13 protein-coding genes are annotated in these 17,329 nt (G+C 66.0%); 5 read left to right on the forward strand and 8 right to left on the reverse strand.

From position 1 onward, the window contains the following. Positions 1-136: 136 nt before the first annotated feature. The 8 genes from bchJ to AWJ14_RS06145 all read right to left on the reverse strand — a co-directional run bounded on the left by bchJ (position 137) and on the right by AWJ14_RS06145 (position 8,973). On the reverse strand, positions 137-808 hold the full coding sequence (bchJ, locus tag AWJ14_RS06110) for a bacteriochlorophyll 4-vinyl reductase (RefSeq protein ID WP_066176406.1): 672 nt from the start codon (positions 806-808) through the stop codon (positions 137-139). Then, positions 805-2,442: a magnesium-protoporphyrin IX monomethyl ester anaerobic oxidative cyclase gene (gene bchE / locus AWJ14_RS06115; protein WP_066176409.1), complete on the reverse strand. Its 1,638-nt coding sequence runs from the start codon at positions 2,440-2,442 to the stop codon at positions 805-807. Before bchE ends, bchJ begins: the two co-directional genes overlap by 4 nt. A 167-nt stretch (positions 2,443-2,609) precedes the next feature. Then, entirely contained in the window at positions 2,610-2,888 is a 279-nt protein-coding gene (locus tag AWJ14_RS06120) for a hypothetical protein (RefSeq protein WP_066176412.1), read from the reverse strand. Further along, positions 2,888-4,081: a geranylgeranyl diphosphate reductase gene (locus tag AWJ14_RS06125; protein ID WP_066176564.1), complete on the reverse strand. Its 1,194-nt coding sequence runs from the start codon at positions 4,079-4,081 to the stop codon at positions 2,888-2,890. Before AWJ14_RS06125 ends, AWJ14_RS06120 begins: the two co-directional genes overlap by 1 nt. A 13-nt stretch (positions 4,082-4,094) precedes the next feature. Next, positions 4,095-5,462, reverse strand: a complete 1,368-nt coding sequence (locus AWJ14_RS06130) for a BCD family MFS transporter (RefSeq protein WP_066176416.1) — start codon at positions 5,460-5,462, stop codon at positions 4,095-4,097. A 25-nt stretch (positions 5,463-5,487) separates the two neighbouring features. Then, the gene (gene chlG / locus AWJ14_RS06135; protein ID WP_066176419.1) at positions 5,488-6,384 is read right to left on the reverse strand and encodes a chlorophyll synthase ChlG; all 897 of its coding nucleotides are present in this window, start codon (positions 6,382-6,384) and stop codon (positions 5,488-5,490) included. 122 nt (positions 6,385-6,506) lie between these two features. Next, positions 6,507-7,862, reverse strand: coding sequence for a transcriptional regulator PpsR (gene ppsR, locus AWJ14_RS06140; protein WP_066176422.1), 1,356 nt, complete (start codon positions 7,860-7,862; stop codon positions 6,507-6,509). 85 nt (positions 7,863-7,947) lie between these two features. Beyond that, entirely contained in the window at positions 7,948-8,973 is a 1,026-nt protein-coding gene (locus AWJ14_RS06145; protein WP_139112551.1) for a hypothetical protein, read from the reverse strand. A gap of 274 nt (positions 8,974-9,247) precedes the next feature. On the opposite strand from AWJ14_RS06145, the gene bchF reads away from it, so the two are divergent. Genes bchF through bchL form a run of 5 tightly spaced genes read left to right on the forward strand, consistent with a single transcriptional unit; the run spans position 9,248 to position 17,328 of the window. Continuing rightward, on the forward strand, positions 9,248-9,757 hold the full coding sequence (bchF, locus tag AWJ14_RS06150; RefSeq protein ID WP_066176427.1) for a 2-vinyl bacteriochlorophyllide hydratase: 510 nt from the start codon (positions 9,248-9,250) through the stop codon (positions 9,755-9,757). Continuing rightward, a complete protein-coding gene (locus tag AWJ14_RS06155; protein ID WP_083220082.1) occupies positions 9,754-11,061 on the forward strand; it encodes a ferredoxin:protochlorophyllide reductase (ATP-dependent) subunit N in 1,308 nt (435 codons plus the stop codon). Before bchF ends, AWJ14_RS06155 begins: the two co-directional genes overlap by 4 nt. 3 nt (positions 11,062-11,064) lie before the next feature. Continuing rightward, positions 11,065-12,654: a ferredoxin:protochlorophyllide reductase (ATP-dependent) subunit B gene (bchB, locus tag AWJ14_RS06160; protein WP_066176430.1), complete on the forward strand. Its 1,590-nt coding sequence runs from the start codon at positions 11,065-11,067 to the stop codon at positions 12,652-12,654. Continuing rightward, on the forward strand, positions 12,629-16,387 hold the full coding sequence (locus AWJ14_RS06165) for a magnesium chelatase subunit H (RefSeq protein ID WP_066176433.1): 3,759 nt from the start codon (positions 12,629-12,631) through the stop codon (positions 16,385-16,387). The genes bchB and AWJ14_RS06165 overlap by 26 nt, the downstream gene beginning before the upstream one ends. Then, a complete protein-coding gene (gene bchL, locus AWJ14_RS06170; protein WP_083220084.1) occupies positions 16,384-17,328 on the forward strand; it encodes a ferredoxin:protochlorophyllide reductase (ATP-dependent) iron-sulfur ATP-binding protein in 945 nt (314 codons plus the stop codon). The genes AWJ14_RS06165 and bchL overlap by 4 nt, the downstream gene beginning before the upstream one ends. Position 17,329: the final 1 nt, after the last annotated feature.

Here is a 17,329-nt window from a genome sequence, read left to right on the forward strand (position 1 = left end):
TTAGACAAAATCGGGATCAGGGAAACAGGAATATTTGCCGCGCCCGCGGCAGCGCGGCCCGGGCGGGCGCCCGGGTGCGACGAATCGCTCCATGCCGGACCGGCGAAACCAGGCGGCGCAAGGCCGGCACGAAGCCCTAGTCGCGCCAGCGCAGTTCGAACCGGTCGAGCCGCTCGCGCACGCCCAAGATCCGGTGCGTGACATGGACCGGCCGGCACAGCAGCGTCGAGAACAGGGTTTCGAACACGGCGCTGTGCCAGGGGCAGCCGGGCATCGGCAGGGGATTGCCGACGATCTCGATCAGGGCGGGATGGCCGGGCGTGACGGCGACTTCGGCCTGGCCGGCGAAGGTCCACGAATTGGAGCGGATCGCCTTGAGCAGCATGCGCGCGGCGAGCGGCGCCGGCAGAAGCTTGAGCACCGCCTTGGCCGGGCCCGGGATGCGGTTGTCGAGGATGTAGTGGCCGGTACGGTGCCCGGCATCGCGCATCACCGCGTCGAAGGTGCTGCCGTCGAGGCTCGCAAGCAGCCGCGAATTCAGGCGATGCACCGCCTCGGCGGGAACCATGCTGTGCGGGGGCTCGTCATACCAGTCGGCGATGCCGGCCTCGACGAACAGCCGGCGGGTGCGCACCACGCCTTCGGTCTCGATCAGCGCCGCGCGGGTCTGGATGATCGCGTTGGGGCCGACCGTATCCGCCGCCCCCAGATCGGGCGTGCCGTCGCTGTGGCGATGGGAAACTCGATCCGGGGCGGCGGAACGCGCCGCATTCAACAGCGATTGGCCGATGCCGCCGCCTGCGCTCATTCAGCGGCCTCGGTCTTCTCGTCCATCTGCTCGGTGCCGCCGCCGCAGGCCATGACCTTGCCGGTGTCGTCGTCCTTGAGCTTGGCGCGGGCCTCGGCCAGCGCGACCTTGCGGTCGTGGATGGCGGTCCAGTCCTCCATCTGCGCCGGCGCGATCTTGCGGGTGCGGTCGAAGTTGAAGTTGACCTTGCCCTTGGACTGCGGCCCCCAGTAGTTGGCCTTGCCCAGATCGTAGAACTTGCGTTGGAAGCCGGCCTTGAGGAAGGCCTTGAGGCAGCCGAGCAGATAGCGCCGCCGGAAGCCGGTGCCGCGCCACGGATAATGGAACAGCGCCTTCTGCATGTAGAAGCGGCGGTAGTTGTTCATCACCCGGTCGAGCAGCTCGTCGCGTTCCATGGCTTCGGGCTTCATGATCGGGGTGACGAAGTTGTATTTCTCGAAGTCGAAGATCTCGACCTTTTCGCCCAGTTCCTGGAACAGCGGGGTGAACGGCCAGGGCGTGTACATGGCCCAGTTGGCCAGATCCGGCTGCCAGTCCCAGGCCATCCGGTAGGTTTCCTCAAGCGTCTCGGCGGTCTCGTTGTCGAGGCCGACGATGAACTGGGCCTCGACGAAGATGTCGGCCTCGCGCAGGAGGCGGATCGCCTCCTTGTTCTCGTTGACCTTGGTTTCCTTGTTGAAGCGGTCAAGCTTCAGCTGGGCCGCGGCCTCGGTGCCGAGCGAGATGTGGACCAGGCCCGCCTTGCGGTAGAAGCTCAACAGTTCCTTGTCGCGCATGATGTCGGTCACGCGGGTGTTGATGCCCCACTTGACCTTGTCCGGCAGACCGCGCGCGATCAGCTCTTCGCAGAACTGGATGAACTTCTTGCGGTTGATGGTGGGCTCCTCGTCGGCGAGGATGAAGAAGCCGACCTGGTGGTTGTTGACGAGGTTTTCGATCTCGTCGACCACCTTCTTGGGATCGCGCACGCGGTAGTCGCGCCAGAATTTCCACTGGCTGCAGAACGAGCAGGTGAACGGGCAGCCGCGCGCCATGTTGGGGATGGCCACGCGCACGCCGAGCGGAACATAGATGTATTTGTTCCATTCGAGCAGCGTCCAGTCGGGATCGATCGCATCGAGATCCTTGACCGTGGGGGCCGCGGGGGTGGCGACGATCTTGCCGTCGTCGGCGATGTAGGCCAGTCCCTTGATCGAGGCGCGCTTTTCGGGCCAGTTGCCTTCGGCCACGGTGCGCACCAGCTCGCGGAAGATTTCCTCGCCCTCGCCGCGCACGATCACGTCGACCCAGGGCGCTTCGGAGAGAACCTGCTTGTACATGAAGGTGGCGTGGATGCCGCCGAGCACGCGCACGGCATCGGGCACCACGTCCTTGGCGATCTTGAGCACGTTCTCGGCCTTGTAGATCGAGGGCGTGATCGCGGTCGTGCCGACGACATCGGGCTTGAGGTCGGCCAGTTGCTTGGCCAGTTCCTCGTCCGGGATGTCGTTGGTCATCGCATCAATGAAATGAATATCGGTAAAACCGGCATTCTTGAGGTGGCCGGCCAGATAGGCGACCCAGGCGGGGGGCCAGTTGCCGGCAATTTCGGCGCCGCCGGAGTGATAATTGGGGTGAACAAGAACGATGCGCATGCTGATCTTCCCTCACTGTGTGTCAGCGCAACTTGACACAGAAAGCGTCCAAAAATTTTGACATAAATCAACTCTCCCGGGTTGCAACGGCCGCAGACCCCGCTCTGCAGGCGGGCATTGTGCCGCAACTGCCGGAAAAGGTGCATTTCGGGTGTGGAAAATTCCGCTCAGCTGCGACCAAATATCCGCGTGAGCATGTCGGCGGCATGGGCGAAGAGCGCCACGACCAGCCAGACTGCAACCATGCCGGCGGAGGCGCCCGACAGCGAGGCATAGAGCGCGCACAAGAGTGCTGCTCCCGACGCCATGGTCAGGAGCAGGCGTCCGAGCGCGACGCGGCGGCGCAGGAACAGGCCGATCAGCACGGCCTCGAGCGCGATCACCGCCAGCGACAACAGCGCGATGCGGCCGTCAACGACGAAGGCGAGCAACCAGTCGGGCCACATCAATGGGCGGCCGGGCGCAGCAGCTGGCGCATGTCCTTCAAGAACACGCGCACATGCGCCATCGGATCGCGCTTGACCAGCTTCTTGTTGAGATAGCTTTCCCAGGTCAGTCGCTGCACGTCGGCGTCCTTGCACATGGTCACGAACTTCTCGCGCCGCTTGTCGTTGCGGTACCAGAACCACTGCATCATGCCGAGGATCCAGAACACGCGGCCATGGGCCTTCTGGAAGCGCTTGCGGGCGTCGGCGAGGTGCTTGGCCTGCCCGGTTTCGAGAACCTTCATCGCCGCTTCCGCGCCGAGATCGCCGGTGTGCATCGCGTACCAGATGCCCTCGCCCGAGGACGGGGCCACCACGCCCGCGGCATCGCCGAGCAGGAGCACATTGCGACCGTCGTCCCAGCGCTTCATCGGCTTGAGTGGCAGCGGCGCGCCCTCCTCGCGGATGGTCTCGGCTTCGGCGAGACCGAAGCGCTCGCGCAATTCGCGGGTCGCGGCCTTGAGGTCGAAGCCCTTGACCGCCGAGCCGCAGCCGACGCTGGTATAGGGGCCGTGCGGGAACACCCAGCCGTAGAAGTCCGGCGAGATCTCGCCGTCATAGATCACCTCGCAGCGAGCCGGATCGAAGCTGCTACCGGCTTCGGGCGCAGGCGAGCGAACGATCTCGTGATACGCGAAAACATAAGGCGGCCGCGTCTTGGGGCCGAAGATCGCGCGGCGCACGGCCGAATTGGCACCGTCGGCGCCGAGCACGATGCGCGCGGTCAGGGTTTCGGCGTCCCGGTCCCTGCTCTTGGCGAGCTCGACATCGACCAGGCCGTCCGCGCGGTGCTTGAGCCCGGAAAAACTGGCCGCACGGTAATCGGCGCCGGCCTCGCGGGCGCGGGCCCTGAGATAGGGATCGAACTGGTCGCGATCGACCATGCCGACATGGCCGATCTCGCCGATCTGCATTTCCACCTGCTGGCCGCTCGGGCCGGTCATGCGCGCGCCGCGGACCCGGGCCTTGATCTGCTCGGGCGCGATGGCGAACTGGGCCATGGCGTTGGACGGGATCGCCCCGCCGCAGGGCTTGGTGCGACCTTCCTTGTCGACCAGCAAGGTGCGGCGGCCTGCCGCCGCAAGCCGCTCGGCGGCACGCGCGCCCGCAGGTCCGCCGCCGATCACGATGACATCATAGGGCTCAGTCTGCATGATGCTCACTCCCTTATTCCGCTGCAACAGCATAGGCGGGCGCGATCTCGCCCGGGGCCTGCACACGCGCAGGCGTCTTGATCAGAAGCGCGATGGCGGCCGCCATCACGAACAGGCCGGCCTCGAGGCCGAACACCACCGCAAACGACAAGGGCGTATCGCCGGTGAGCGCGCGGGTGACGTCGATCGCGACCGTGCCCAGAAATCCGCCTAAGCCGAAGGAGACGGCCTGGGCCGCGCCCCACACCCCCATGCGGATGCCCTCGGAGGCGCCGTCACCGCCCGAGGCAAGCATCATCATGGCGCCGATGGCGGCCACCGCGAAGGCGCCGTTGCCGACGCCGAGCAGGAAGATATTGGCTTTCAGCGGCCACAGTGGCGCGAGCAGCGCCGACAGCGACAGGCCGCCCAGCGCGATCGCCGAGCCGATGCAGCCGAAGAAGATGAAGCTCTTCAGGATCAACGGCTTCTTCTTGGCAAACAGCGAGCCGAGCACGCCGACCAACGCCATGCCGAGGAGCACGCCGCCGTGCTGGACGCCGGAAATGCGGGTGGTCTCGCCCGGCGTCAGCCCGAACAGCAGGCCGCCGAAGGGTTCGAGGATCAGGTCCTGGGTGGCATAGGCCAGCATCGAGACGAACACGAAGACGGTGAACAGCCGCGCGTCGCGGTCGGCCCAGGTGGCGGCGAGACTCGCGCGGAAATCCAGGCGCTGGGCCGCGGGCGGCCCCTCGACCGGCTCGGTGTTGCGTTCGACGTTCCAGATCGCCGCGCAGGTCAGCAGGAAGGCGATCGCGGCAGCGCCGGCGGTCACCCCAATCAGCCGGCTGAAGCTGAACGGGTCGAGAAGGGCGCCGGAGACGATGGCGGTGACGACGATGCCGGCGATCATCATCATCCAGACGATGGTGGCGGCGGCTGGCTTGCGGTGCAGCGCGGTGCGGCTTGCGAGCAGCGCCAGCAGCGAAGTGCCGGCCGCGCCGATGCCGATGCCGACGCCGGTGAAGCTCAGCACCGCCAGCGCAATGGCGAGCCAGAAATTGTCGGCGAACAGCAGCGTGGTGGCCGCCGCCGCGGTGCCCGACAGGCCGAGAAGCCCGACGCCGCCGATGATCCAGCGGGTGCGGCTGCCGCCGCGGTCGGAGCCGTGCCCCCAGAGCGGGCGCGAGATCTGCACCGCATAGTGCAACCCGACCAAGAGGCCCGGAATGGTGGCGGCGAGCGCCAGCTCGACCACCATCACCCGGTTGAGCGTGGAGGTGGTCAAGACCACGATCGAGCCGAGCGAGGCCTGCACCAGGCCCAGACGGACAATGGATGCCCAGCCGAGGCCCGAGTGGGGCCCGGCGGCAGCGTCCGGTTCGGATAGCGCGTGTGTCATGCGATTTTCCCTCTCATCGCACAGCTCATGGACGGATCGCGAAGGCGGTGATCATCATCCCGCTCACGTAAAGCCCGACGCCGAGCGCCGAGTACCAGACGGCCTTGCCCTTGGGATCGGCCACCAGCCGCGGCAGCGCCACGGCCTGCGCGAGCGTCAGCGCGCCGACCGCCGCGGCCGACCACAGATGGCTCCAGGCCAGAAGCAGCCCGATCACGACCAGCTGCGGCACGATCATCGCAAGACCCGCGAACAGGGCGGCGTTGCGGGCACCCATCTGCACCGGCAGCGAGGCGATTCCCATCTGGGTGTCGCCTTCCATCGACTTGAAATCGTTGAGCGTCATGATGCCGATCGCGCCGGCGCCATAAAGCAGGGCGATGGCGAAGATGTCGGCTCCGGGCACGGTTCCGAGCGCGGCTGCTGCGGCGGTGATCCAGGGCAGGCTCTCATAGGAGAAGCCGCAGGCGGCATTGCCCCACCAGCCGTTGCGCTTGAGCCGGAACGGCGGCGCGGAATAGGCCCAGGCGAGCGCCAGGCCGACGGCCGCGGCGATGAACACGGTGGTGCCGAGAAGGCTCGCCACCAGCATCGACAGGACGGAATTGGCAATCGCGACCCAGAGGCCCCAGCGGCCGGGCATGCGGCCCGAGGGGATCACCCGGTCAGGCTCGTTGATGGCATCGACATGGCGGTCGAACCAGTCGTTGACGGCCTGGCTGGTGCCGCACAGCAGCGGGCCGGCAAGCAGCACGCCGAGGGCGACGGCAAGCCAGCGGTCGGAGGTGATCTGCCCTGCCGAGATCGCGCCGCAGGCAAAGGCCCACATCGGCGGAAACCAGGTCACGGGCTTGAGCAATGCCAACACCGCACCGGGTGTGGGCACCTTGGGACGGGAAGAAGCTGTCTGCGCCACGGTCATGGAAAAAGTTTATGACCGCCGCCCCCGACAGTCAATCCAAATTGACAGTGTAAAAGCCGTTTTACAGACTTGCGACGATACGCAGCAGGCGCCGGGTCATGACCCGGGTCTGGGGCCGCCCCTCAGGAGCGGCCGTTATAGTCCTCGAGCCCGTAGCGCTTGAGCTTGAGATAGAGGCTTTGCCGCGACAGGCCGAGCAGGTCTGCGGCGGCGGCGCGGTTGTTCTCGGTCTGGGTCAGCGCGGCCTCGATGCACAGTTTCTCGATCACGTCGGCCGATTCGCGGATCAGTTCCTTGAGCGGCACGCGCCCGATCAGCTCGGAGAAGTCCGAGGTGGCACCGTGCACGCCGTTGGCCTGGGCGGAGGCGGGCATCTCCCGCGCCCCCTGCTCCGTGACGATCACCGAGTAGAGCGGATCGCCGCCGGTGTCGATGCGCGTTGCCGACAGCCGCACCGGACGCGAGGAACCCAGATCGTCGCGCACGACGGTGAGGAACTGGCGCACCTCGCCCTCGTCGCGCAGCCGGCTCGACAGCACCTGCATGTCGACGCTGGAGGCGCCGAGCCAGTTGTTGACGTTGCGGCCGACGGCGAGATTGCGGCTGAGCAGGTGGATCATGTCGAGAAAGCGGCTGTTGACCGAGAAGATCGTGCCCTTGGCGTCGATCACGATCTGGGCCTCGGGCACCGCCTCGGTCCAGCCCCATTTGTCGGCGGTCAGGCCGCGCATGGGGTGGTCTTCCTCGATCTGGGCGGTGATCGAGACGAGATGGTTGATCTTGCCGTTCTCGCGGTAGGGACTGATCCTGAGTTCCAGCGAGGCGCCGTTGGAGGTGGCCGAGACGATCAGCGTCCGGGTCTGGCCGAGCGAGCGGGATTCGGCGAGCGATTCCATCAGCCGCTCGCGGCTCTCGCGCTCGACCTGCGAAACCAGCGTGTCGCCGACGAGCTTGGACAGCGCCACGCCCATGATCTGGCCAGCGGCGGCATTGCCGTCGATGATCCGGCGGGTTTCGCCATCGACCACCAGCAGCGCCGCGTCCATCTTCTGGTAGATGACGCGGTAGCGGGCCTCGGATTCGCGCACCCGGCGGTATTCGCGCTCGAGTTCGAACTGGACCTGGATCAGTTGCTGCTGGACTTCGGCGAATTTGCGCAGGTCGGTGCCGTAGGCGACCAGATAGGGGAAGCCCTCGATCCGGCGCAGGATGTATTCGACCGGCAGATCGGCGCCGCGCGGCCCGGGGTGATTGACCTGGTGCGGGCGGCTGACACCCGACTTGGCGCATTCATCGATCAGCGAGCGGATCTTGTCGGCACTTTCGCCGGTGACTGTCTCGGTCCACTGCCGGCCGGGCCAGTCCTCGATACCGAACCGCTCGGTCGTCGGATCGAAATAGGCAACGTCGATGATCGACGCCGACGAGTCGACCAGCAGCGTGATATCCGCTCCCAGGGACCCCAGTGTCAGCGCCACAGCGGGCGGAATGTGTTCGAACGCTTGGAGAGTCTTTTCAAACGTCCGGTGGGCAGCCCTAGTCGTTTGCTTTTCCATTTTCCTGTCAGGCACTTTGCGACGGCTCCAACAGGGAGCCGTTTGTTCCTACCGCCGAATGCGCCGAGTAGCGATTTGCACCAACCCTTTCCGCGGTCTCTAGCGCGTTAGCGGCATCGCTGCAAACGTTTTCAACGCCCCGTTCCGCCAGCCATTGAGAGAATTCTTCAGCGGCCGGACCACCAGCGATCACACAGGTCCGTTCCCGATTTACGGACGTGGCGATTGCGTGCAGCACGGGTTCAACTTGATTTTTCAGTGCACTGTCAAGCCATGTAAGGCAAACCAGCTGAAAATCACTGGTTTTGAGCAGATTTGTCAGGTCCAGGGTACGATCTGCCACAACAAATCGTGTTTCCCAGCCCCGAAGACGGAACCGTTCTTCCATCAGGCTGACGGCGAATAGGTGAGTCTCCCCCCTCGGCACGATCAGCAACATGGAGCGATCGCACAGGAAGGGCTCGAAGCACCGGTTTTCCTGACTGAGTGTCGTCAGGATTCGCTGCAGCCGTGACGAGGCGATCACCACCCGCACGAAGCCCAGGTTGTCGCAGCCCCATTCTTCCCCCAAACGGGCCGCGCATGCCTCGAGCAGGTCGAGCATCTCGGACGGGCCGAGAGACCGCGCCCGCATGAAGCCGACGAAGTCGAAATCCCCGTCGGTCAGGACCTTGGAATAGACCTTGTCGAGGACGGAGATGAAGCGCTGCATGCGCTCCAGCGTGGAGGCGCCCGGCGACCCCGGCGGTCCGGTCCGGGATCGGCTTCGGCCCTGGCGCCGCACCTCGACGGCACCGGTCGCGCCTGAGCGCCGGGCACGGCCCGCGCCCGCCTCCGCACCCGGCGGCGGGCGGCCGCCGTCGCCGGCAGCAGGCTCCGACTCGGCCTCCGGCGCAGCCGCCTTGAAGTAGGTGTGGACGATCGCCCGCTCGATGACGTGGTGAAGTGTCGCATCATCCGAGGCGGACTGGGCACCCCCAGGAGATGCCCTGGAGCCGCCGGCGGTACCGCGCATTTCCGGATCTGTTTTCATGACCCCGACGCCTTTCTAACCGCGCAAATCCGCGGATTTCCACGCAAGAGCCGTCCGTGAATTTGCCCGAGGGTCGCGCCACTGTGGCGCGGCTTTTCCCGATTCAAACCACCCACCTCTCCGTCCCGGAGATACTCCCGCCATGGCAAACATAAGAATGGAACGATTTAATCCGTTTGTAAACCTGATATGACGTCAATTGAAATTGACACTTTGAAATTCTGTGACTAACCTTCCCCCCATGAGGCTTTCTAGCGGAGAGGGATTGAGCCGTATGAATGCGCATGTATCGCCCAGCGATGCCCCTGCCGGTCTTTACACACCCGAAGAACGGCTCCGCCGGGACAATTCGGTTTGGACGCTGGTGCAGGGAATCCTGGCCCCGATTCAGTTTCTGGTGTTCGCGATCTCGGTCGGACTGATCATTCACTGGTGGATGACCGGCAGCTGGCTGATGGCCACGCATGTCTCGGTGGTGGTCAAGACGATGACGCTCTACGCGATCATGATCACCGGTGCGATCTGGGAAAAGGACGTGTTCGGCGCCTATCTGTTCGCCCCCCAGTTCTTCTGGGAGGACGTGGTGTCGATGTTGGTCCTGACGCTGCACACCGCCTATCTCGTCGCGCTGTGGGGCGGCCTGCTCTCCGACGCCCAGCTGCTGGCGCTGGCGACCGCCGCCTATGTCTCCTACGTCATCAATGCCGGCCAGTTCCTCTACAAATTCCGGCAGGCCCGCATCGGCGCCGCCTCCGGACAGTCCTCCCGGGAGGTCGCCGCATGACCGTCGTCTACAAAGCCCCCGCCCCTGCGCAGAGCTGCGGCCCCGAAACCGCCGAGCGCCGCGAGGTGCTCAAGGAGCGCGGCCAGCACGAGGTGTTTTGCGGCCTGACCTCGATCATGTGGCTGCACCGGAAGATGCAGGACGCCTTTTTCCTGATCGTCGGCTCGCGCACCTGCGCCCACCTGATGCAGTCCGCCGCCGGCGTGATGATCTTCGCCGAACCGCGATTCGCCACCGCCATCATCGACGAGCGCGACCTGGCCGGCATGGCCGACATGAACGAGGAGCTCGACAAGGTGGTGGAGCGGCTGCTTGACCGCCGGCCCGACATCAAGCTCCTGGTGCTGGTGGGCTCCTGCCCGTCCGAAGTGATCAAGCTCGACCTGCCGCGCGCGGCCAACCGCTTGAACGGCGCGCATTCGCCGGCCTGCCGGGTGATGGCCTATTCCGGCAGCGGCATCGAAACCACCTTCACGCAAGGGGAAGACAATTTCCTCGCGGCGCTCGTGCCCGACATGCCGGCGGAATGCGCCGATGCGGTCCCCTCGCTGATCGTCGTCGGCGCGCTCGGCGACGTGGTCGAGGACCAGATGATGCGCGTCTTCAACGGCCTCGGCGTCGGCCCGGTCCGGTTCCTGCCCTCGCGCTCCTCGACGACGCTGCCGCCGGTCGGCCCCAACACCCGTTTCATCCTGGCCCAGCCCTGGGTCGGCACCTGCGCGCAGGCGCTCGAACGCCGCGGCGCAAAGCGCATCTCCGCCCCCTTCCCGCTCGGCGAGGAAGGCTCGACCGGATGGTACCGCGCCATTGCCGACAGCTTCGGCGTCGAGCCCGCGCGCTTCGACGCGATCACCGCCCCGGGCCGCGAGCGCGCCCGCCGCGCGGTCGAACGCTACCGCCCGGTGCTCGAAGGCAAGTCCGTGTTCCTGTTCCCCGACTCGCAGCTCGAGCCGTCGCTTGCGCGCTTCCTGTCGCGGGAGATGGCCACCTCGATCATCGAGGTCGGCACGCCCTATCTCAACCGCGAGGTGGTCGGCGCCGAACTCGACATGATGCCCGAGAGCGTGCGCGTCAGCGAAGGCCAGGACGTCGACCGGCAGATCGACCGCGTCCACGAGGACAATCCCGACCTGATCGTCTGCGGCATGGGACTCGGCAATCCGTTCGAGGCCGAGGGCCGCTCGACCAAATGGTCGATCGAATTCGTGTTCACGCCGATCCAGGGCTACGAACAGGCCGGCGATCTCGCCGAACTGGTGGCGCGGCCGCTGATGCGGCGCTCGCTTCTGAAAGTGGGGTCCTGAACCATGGAACTGACTGTCTGGACCTATGAAGGCCCGCCCCATGTGGGCGCCATCCGCATCGCCAATTCGATGGAAGGCGTGCATTTCGTGCTGCATGCGCCGCAGGGCGACACCTATGCCGACCTGCTGTTCACCATGATCGAGCGCAACAAGAAGCGCCCGCCGGTGACCTACACCACCTTCCAGGCGCGCGATCTGTCGGGCGACACCGCCGAGATCTTCAAGGCCGCCGCCCGCGACGCCGTGGCGCGCTACCGGCCGCAGGCGCTGCTGGTGGGCGCCTCCTGCACCGCCGAACTGATCCAGGACGACCCCGGCGGGCTCGCCAAGGCGCTGGCGCTCGACGTGCCGGTGGTGCCGCTCGAAATGCCCTCCTACCAGAAGAAGGAAAACTGGGGCGCGGCCGAAACCTTCTACCGGCTGGTGCGCGGCTTCGCCGGCGGCGCGGGCAAGCCTGCGGTGGCCCCGGAACAGGCAAGCTGCAACATTCTGGGGCCGACCTCGCTCGGATTCCGCAACCGCGACGACATCGTCGAGGTGGTCCGGATCGTCGAGGCGCTCGGCGTCCGCATCAACACGGTGGCGCCGATGGGCGCCTCGCCCGCCGACATCGCCCGGATCCCAGAGGCCCATTTCAACATCGTGCTCTATCCCGAGATCGCCGACACGGCGGCGCGCTGGCTCAAGCGCCAGTTCGGGCAGGAGATGGTCACCACCACCCCGATCGGCGTGGGCGCCACCCGCGATTTCATCGCCGAGGTGGCCAGGGTCGCCGGCGTCGAAGTTCCGGCCGACCTCGCCAGCGAAGGCGCCGAGCGGCTGTCCTGGTATTCGCGCTCGATCGATTCGAACTACCTGACCGGCAAGCGCGTGTTCATCTTCGGCGACGCCACCCATGCAGTGGCCGCCGCCCGGATCGCTTCCGAAGAGCTCGGCTTCAAGGTCTGCGGGCTCGGCACCTACAGCCGCGAATTCGCCCGCGACGTGCGCGAGGCCGCGCAGAAATACGGTGTCGAGCCGCTGATCACCGACAACCACCTCGATGTCGAGGACGCCATCATCGCCGCCCAGCCGGAACTGGTGCTCGGCACGCAGATGGAGCGCCACGCGGCCAAGCGGCTCCGGGTCCCCTGCGCGGTGATCTCGAGCCCGGTGCATGTGCAGGATTTCCCGGCCCGCTACTCGCCGCAGATGGGCTTCGAAGGCGCCAACGTGATCTTCGACAGCTGGGTGCATCCGCTGATGATGGGGCTCGAAGAGCACCTGTTGCAGATGTTCCGCGGCGATTTCGAATTCCACGACGACGCCGGCTCCTCGCATCTCGGCCACGGTCATGGCGGCGCGGCCGCGAAGGCCGGCGAGACCGAGACGCCCGCCGACGAAGCCCGCGAAGCGATTTCCACCGAGGCCGCGGCCCCTGCCGCGGCGAACGCCCCCTCATGGACGCAGGACGCCGAACGCGAACTGCGCAAGATCCCCTTTTTCGTCCGCGGGAAGGCGCGGCGCAACACCGAGTCCTATGCCGCTGAGAACGGCCTGAACCCGATCACGATCGAGACTTTGTACGATGCAAAAGCACACTTCGGGCGCTAACCCCGCCCCGGTCAATGTTGTTCTGATCACGCTCGACAACCACATGACGGCGGCGGTGGACGACGCGCGCAAGATGCTGGCGGCCGACATTCCGGGACTCAATCTCAGCGTCCACGCGGCGACCGACTGGAACGACAGCCCGGAGCGGCTTCAGGCCTGCAAGGACGACATCGCCAAGGGCAACATCATCGTCGCCTCGATGTTGTTCATCGAGGAACACGTCAAGGCGATCGGCCCGGATCTGGCCGCCCGCCGCGACAGCTGCGATGCGATGATGTGCTGCATGTCCGCCGGCGAGATCATGAAGAACACCTCGATGGGCCGTTTCAAGATGGACGGCGAGCAGAAGGGTCCGCTCGCCATCCTCAAGAAACTCCGCGGCGACCGCTCCAAGAGCCAGAAGGACAGCGGCCAGACCGCGGGCGAGCGCCAGCTCGCCATGCTCCGCCGGCTGCCGAAGCTGTTGCGTTTCATCCCCGGCACCGCCCAGGACGTGCGCAACTACTTCATCGCCATGCAGTACCGGATCGCCGCGTCCGACACCAATATCGCCAATCTGGTGCGGTTGCTGATCGACAAATATGCCGATGGCGAACGCCGCGTCTATCGCGGCAAGCTGCCCGCCGCGGCCCCGGTCGAATATCCCGACCAGGGCGTCTACCACCCCGATATCAAGGGCCGGGTCAGCGCCACTATCGCTGCGCTGCCGAGCCGGCGCGACGCCAAGGGCACCATCGGCCTCTTGCTCCTGCGCTCCTACATCCTTTCGGGCGACACCGGCCATTACGACGGCGTGATCCGCGCGCTCGAACGCCGCGGCTTCAACGTCGTTCCCGTGTTCTGCTCTGGCCTCGACATGCGCGGCCCGGTCCGGCAGTTCCTGTCGGGCGGCAAAACCGGCGTGACGATCGACGCGATGCTCTCGCTCACGGGCTTCTCGCTGGTGGGCGGGCCTGCCTACAGCGATGCCGCGGCCGCCGCCGGCGTGCTCGCAGATCTCGACGTGCCCTACGTGGCCGCCCATGTGACCGAATTCCAGACCATCGAGCGCTGGGAAGCCTCCGACCAGGGGCTGATGCCGATCGAAACCACCATCATGGTGGCGATCCCGGAACTCGACGGCGCCACCGGCACCATGGTGTTCGGCGGCCGCACCGAGAACGACCATGGCGACCAGGCCTGCTCCTGCGCCCGCAAGCTCGGCACCTGCCCCAAGGGCCGCTCCTGCATGAGCGCGCATCCGGAACGCGTGGAAGTGCTGGCCGGCCGGATGGAGAAGCTGGTGTCGCTGCGCAAGACCCCGCGCGCCGAGCGCAAGGTGGCGCTGACGATCTTCAACTTCCCGCCGAATGCCGGCAACATGGGCACCGCGGCGTTCCTGTCGGTGTTCGAATCGCTGCACGCCACGATGCTCCGGATGCGCGACGAGGGCTACACGATCGAGGTGCCCGCCGATCCCGAAACCCTGCGCGACATGGTGCTCAACGGCAATGCCGCCTCCTATGGCGCGCTCGCCAATGTGCATGCGCTGATCAGCGCCGACGACCATGTGCGCAACGAGAAATATCTCGACGAGATCGAGGCCGCCTGGGGTCCGGCTCCGGGCCGGATCTTCTCGAACGGCCAGTCGATCTTCGTGCTCGGCCGCCAGTTCGGCAACATCCTCGTCGCGGTGCAGCCCGGCTTCGGCTACGAGGGCGACCCGATGCGGCTTCTGTTCGAGAAAGGCTTCGCGCCGACGCATGCCTTCGCCGCGTTCTACACCTATCTCAAGCGCACCTACCGGGCCGATGCGGTCCTGCATTTCGGCACCCATGGCGCGCTCGAATTCATGCCCGGCAAGCAGTCCGGCATGTCGTCGAAATGCTGGCCCGACCGGCTGATCGGCGATCTGCCGAACTTCTATCTCTATGCCGCCAACAACCCCTCGGAAGGCACCATCGCCAAGCGCCGGTCGGCCGCGACGCTGGTCTCCTACCTGACGCCGCCGGTCACCAATGCCGGCCTCTACAAGGGCCTGAGCGAACTCAAGTCCTCGCTCGACCGGCTGCGCAATCTCGACGCCGGCCAGGAGGCCGAATACGCCGACACGTTCGAACTGGTGCTGGCCCAGGCCGAAGCGCTCGACCTGTTGCGCGACGCCTCGACCGAGGACCGCGCCGCTTACGTGAACGCGCTCAACGCGGCGATGATCGAACTCGAATACGCGCTGATCCCGCACGGGCTGCATGTCGCCGGCCAGGCCATGAGCGCCGCCGAGCGCAAGGAAATGCTGCAGCTGATCGCCGAGGCCGACGATGCCCAGACGCCGGACAAGGCCGTGATCGAGGCCATCGCCGCCTTCGACGAGACCGCGGTCAAGGCCGCACGCACCGGCAGCGAGGAGAAGATCGCGCTGATCGACCGGCTGGTGCGCGCCAATGCCAACCTCGCCGACAACCGCGAGCTCGACGGCATCATCACCGCGCTCGACGGCCGCTTCGTGGCGCCCTCGCCGTCCGGCGACCTGTTGCGCCGGCCCGACATGCTCCCCACCGGCCGCAACATCCACGGCTTCGACCCGTTCGGCATCCCGAGCGCCTATGCCGTTCGCGACGGCGCCCGCCAGGCCGCCAAGGTGCTCGAGCGCTACATCGAGGCCGACGGCAAGCTGCCCGAGACCATCGCCATCGTGCTGTGGGGCACCGACAACCTCAAATCCGAAGGCGGGCCGATGGCCCAGGCCATGGCGCTGATGGGCGCGCGGCCGCGGCTCGACGCCTATAACCGGGTCTGCGGCGCGGAACTGATCCCGCTCGAAGAGCTCAAGCGCCCGCGCATCGACGCGGTGATGACGCTGTCGGGCATTTTCCGCGACCTGCTGCCGCTGCAGGCTTCGATGCTTGCCGAAGCCTCCTATCTGGCGGCCACCGCCGACGAGCCGGAGAACATGAACTTCGTGCGCAAGCATGCGCTCGCCTATGCCGCCGACCACGACTGCGACATCGAGCAGGCGGCCTACCGCGTGTTCTCGAATGCCGAAGGTGCTTATGGCGCGAATGTCAACTTCCTGGTCGGCTCCAGCGCCTGGACCGACGACCAGGAGATCGCCGACATGTACACCTCGCGCAAGGGCTTTGCGATCGACCGCAAGGGCAAGTCCTCGGCGCAGGTGGAACTGCTCAACGACGTGTTCGCCAAGGTCGACATGGCCTACCAGAACCTCGATTCGGTCGAACTCGGCGTGACCACCATCGACCATTATTTCGATACGCTCGGCGGCATCTCCAAGGCGGTGTCGCTTGCCAAGGGCGGCCAGCAGCTGCCCGTCTTCATCTCCGACCAGACCCAGGGCGAAGGCCGGGTCCGGACGCTGGGCGAACAGGTGGCGCTCGAAACGCGCACGAGGTCGCTCAATCCGAAATGGTTCGAAGGCATGCTGGCGCACGGTTATGAAGGCGTGCGTCAGATCGAGGCCCAGATTTCCAACACCATGGGCTGGTCGGCAACCACCGGCGACGTGCAGCCCTGGGTGTACCAGAAGCTGAGCGAGACCTTCATACTCGACGAGACCATGCGCCGCAGGCTGTCGGAGCTCAATCCCGCTTCGTCGCTGCGCATGGTCAACCGCCTGATCGAGGCAAAAGACCGAAACTATTGGACGCCGGACGACGAGACCTGGGCCGCGCTTTGCGCTGCCGGGGAGGAAATGGAAGATCGTGCCGAAGGCTTGTCCGTGGAGGCTGCAGAATGAACCTTTTCACCCATCCCCGTACCGTCATGGACGATGCAAGAACCGCCAAGCTGCGTGACGCAGCCGGGCTCAACGGCGAAGGTGACGGTGACGGCAGCGTCCAGGTTCACCTCGACACAGAAATGGACGCCGGCAAGGCCAAGGTCTTCGCCATCTACGGCAAGGGCGGCATCGGCAAGTCCACCACCTCGTCGAACCTGTCGGTGGCGTTCTCGCTGCTCGGCAAGCGCGTGCTGCAGATCGGCTGCGATCCGAAGCACGATTCCACCTTCACGCTGACCAAGAGCCTGATCCCGACGGTGATCGACGTGCTCGAGGGTGTGGACTTCCACCCGGAGGAACTCCGCACCGAGGACTTCGTGTTCGAAGGCTACAACGGCGTGCAGTGCGTCGAGGCCGGCGGCCCGCCCGCGGGCACCGGCTGCGGCGGCTATGTGGTCGGCCAGACGGTGAAGCTGCTCAAGGAGCACCACCTGCTCGAAGACACCGACGTGGTGATCTTCGACGTGCTCGGCGACGTGGTCTGCGGCGGCTTCGCCTCGCCGCTCCAGCATGCCGAACGTGCGGTGGTGGTGGCCGCCAACGACTTCGATTCGATCTTCGCGATGAACCGCATCGTCGCCGCCATCAAGGCCAAGTCGAAGAACTACGACGTGCGGCTCGGCGGCGTGATCTGCAACCGCTCGCGCAACACCGACCAGATCGACCGCTACAACGAGGCGATCGGTCTCAAGCGGCTCGCCCATATCGTCGATTCCGACGAGGTGCGCCGCAGCCGGCTCAAGAAGTGCACCCTGTTCGAAATGGGCGACCACCCCGAGATCAAGGCGATCCAGCAGGAATACATGCAGCTCGCCGAGCAATTGTGGGCCGGCACCGAAGAGCTGAACGCGAGCCCCATGAAGGACCGGGAAATCTTCGATTTCCTCGGATATGAGTGAG

The organism is Parahoeflea olei, assembly GCF_001703635.1.
GTDB lineage: Bacteria > Pseudomonadota > Alphaproteobacteria > Rhizobiales > Rhizobiaceae > Hoeflea > Hoeflea olei.

Excerpts from the sequence above, each read along its gene's own strand:
- bchB (WP_066176430.1), top strand. The coding sequence starts at position 11,065 with ATGGAACTGACTGTCTGGACCTATGAAGGCCCGCCCCATGTGGGCGCC.
- AWJ14_RS06155 (WP_083220082.1), top strand. The coding sequence starts at position 9,754 with ATGACCGTCGTCTACAAAGCCCCCGCCCCTGCGCAGAGCTGCGGCCCC.
- AWJ14_RS06145 (WP_139112551.1), bottom strand. The coding sequence starts at position 8,973 with ATGAAAACAGATCCGGAAATGCGCGGTACCGCCGGCGGCTCCAGGGCA.
- AWJ14_RS06165 (WP_066176433.1), top strand. The coding sequence starts at position 12,629 with ATGCAAAAGCACACTTCGGGCGCTAACCCCGCCCCGGTCAATGTTGTT.
- bchE (WP_066176409.1), bottom strand. The coding sequence starts at position 2,442 with ATGCGCATCGTTCTTGTTCACCCCAATTATCACTCCGGCGGCGCCGAA.
- AWJ14_RS06120 (WP_066176412.1), bottom strand. The coding sequence starts at position 2,888 with ATGTGGCCCGACTGGTTGCTCGCCTTCGTCGTTGACGGCCGCATCGCG.
- AWJ14_RS06125 (WP_066176564.1), bottom strand. The coding sequence starts at position 4,081 with ATGCAGACTGAGCCCTATGATGTCATCGTGATCGGCGGCGGACCTGCG.
- bchL (WP_083220084.1), top strand. The coding sequence starts at position 16,384 with ATGAACCTTTTCACCCATCCCCGTACCGTCATGGACGATGCAAGAACC.
- chlG (WP_066176419.1), bottom strand. The coding sequence starts at position 6,384 with ATGACCGTGGCGCAGACAGCTTCTTCCCGTCCCAAGGTGCCCACACCC.
- bchF (WP_066176427.1), top strand. The coding sequence starts at position 9,248 with ATGAATGCGCATGTATCGCCCAGCGATGCCCCTGCCGGTCTTTACACA.
- bchJ (WP_066176406.1), bottom strand. The coding sequence starts at position 808 with ATGAGCGCAGGCGGCGGCATCGGCCAATCGCTGTTGAATGCGGCGCGT.
- AWJ14_RS06130 (WP_066176416.1), bottom strand. The coding sequence starts at position 5,462 with ATGACACACGCGCTATCCGAACCGGACGCTGCCGCCGGGCCCCACTCG.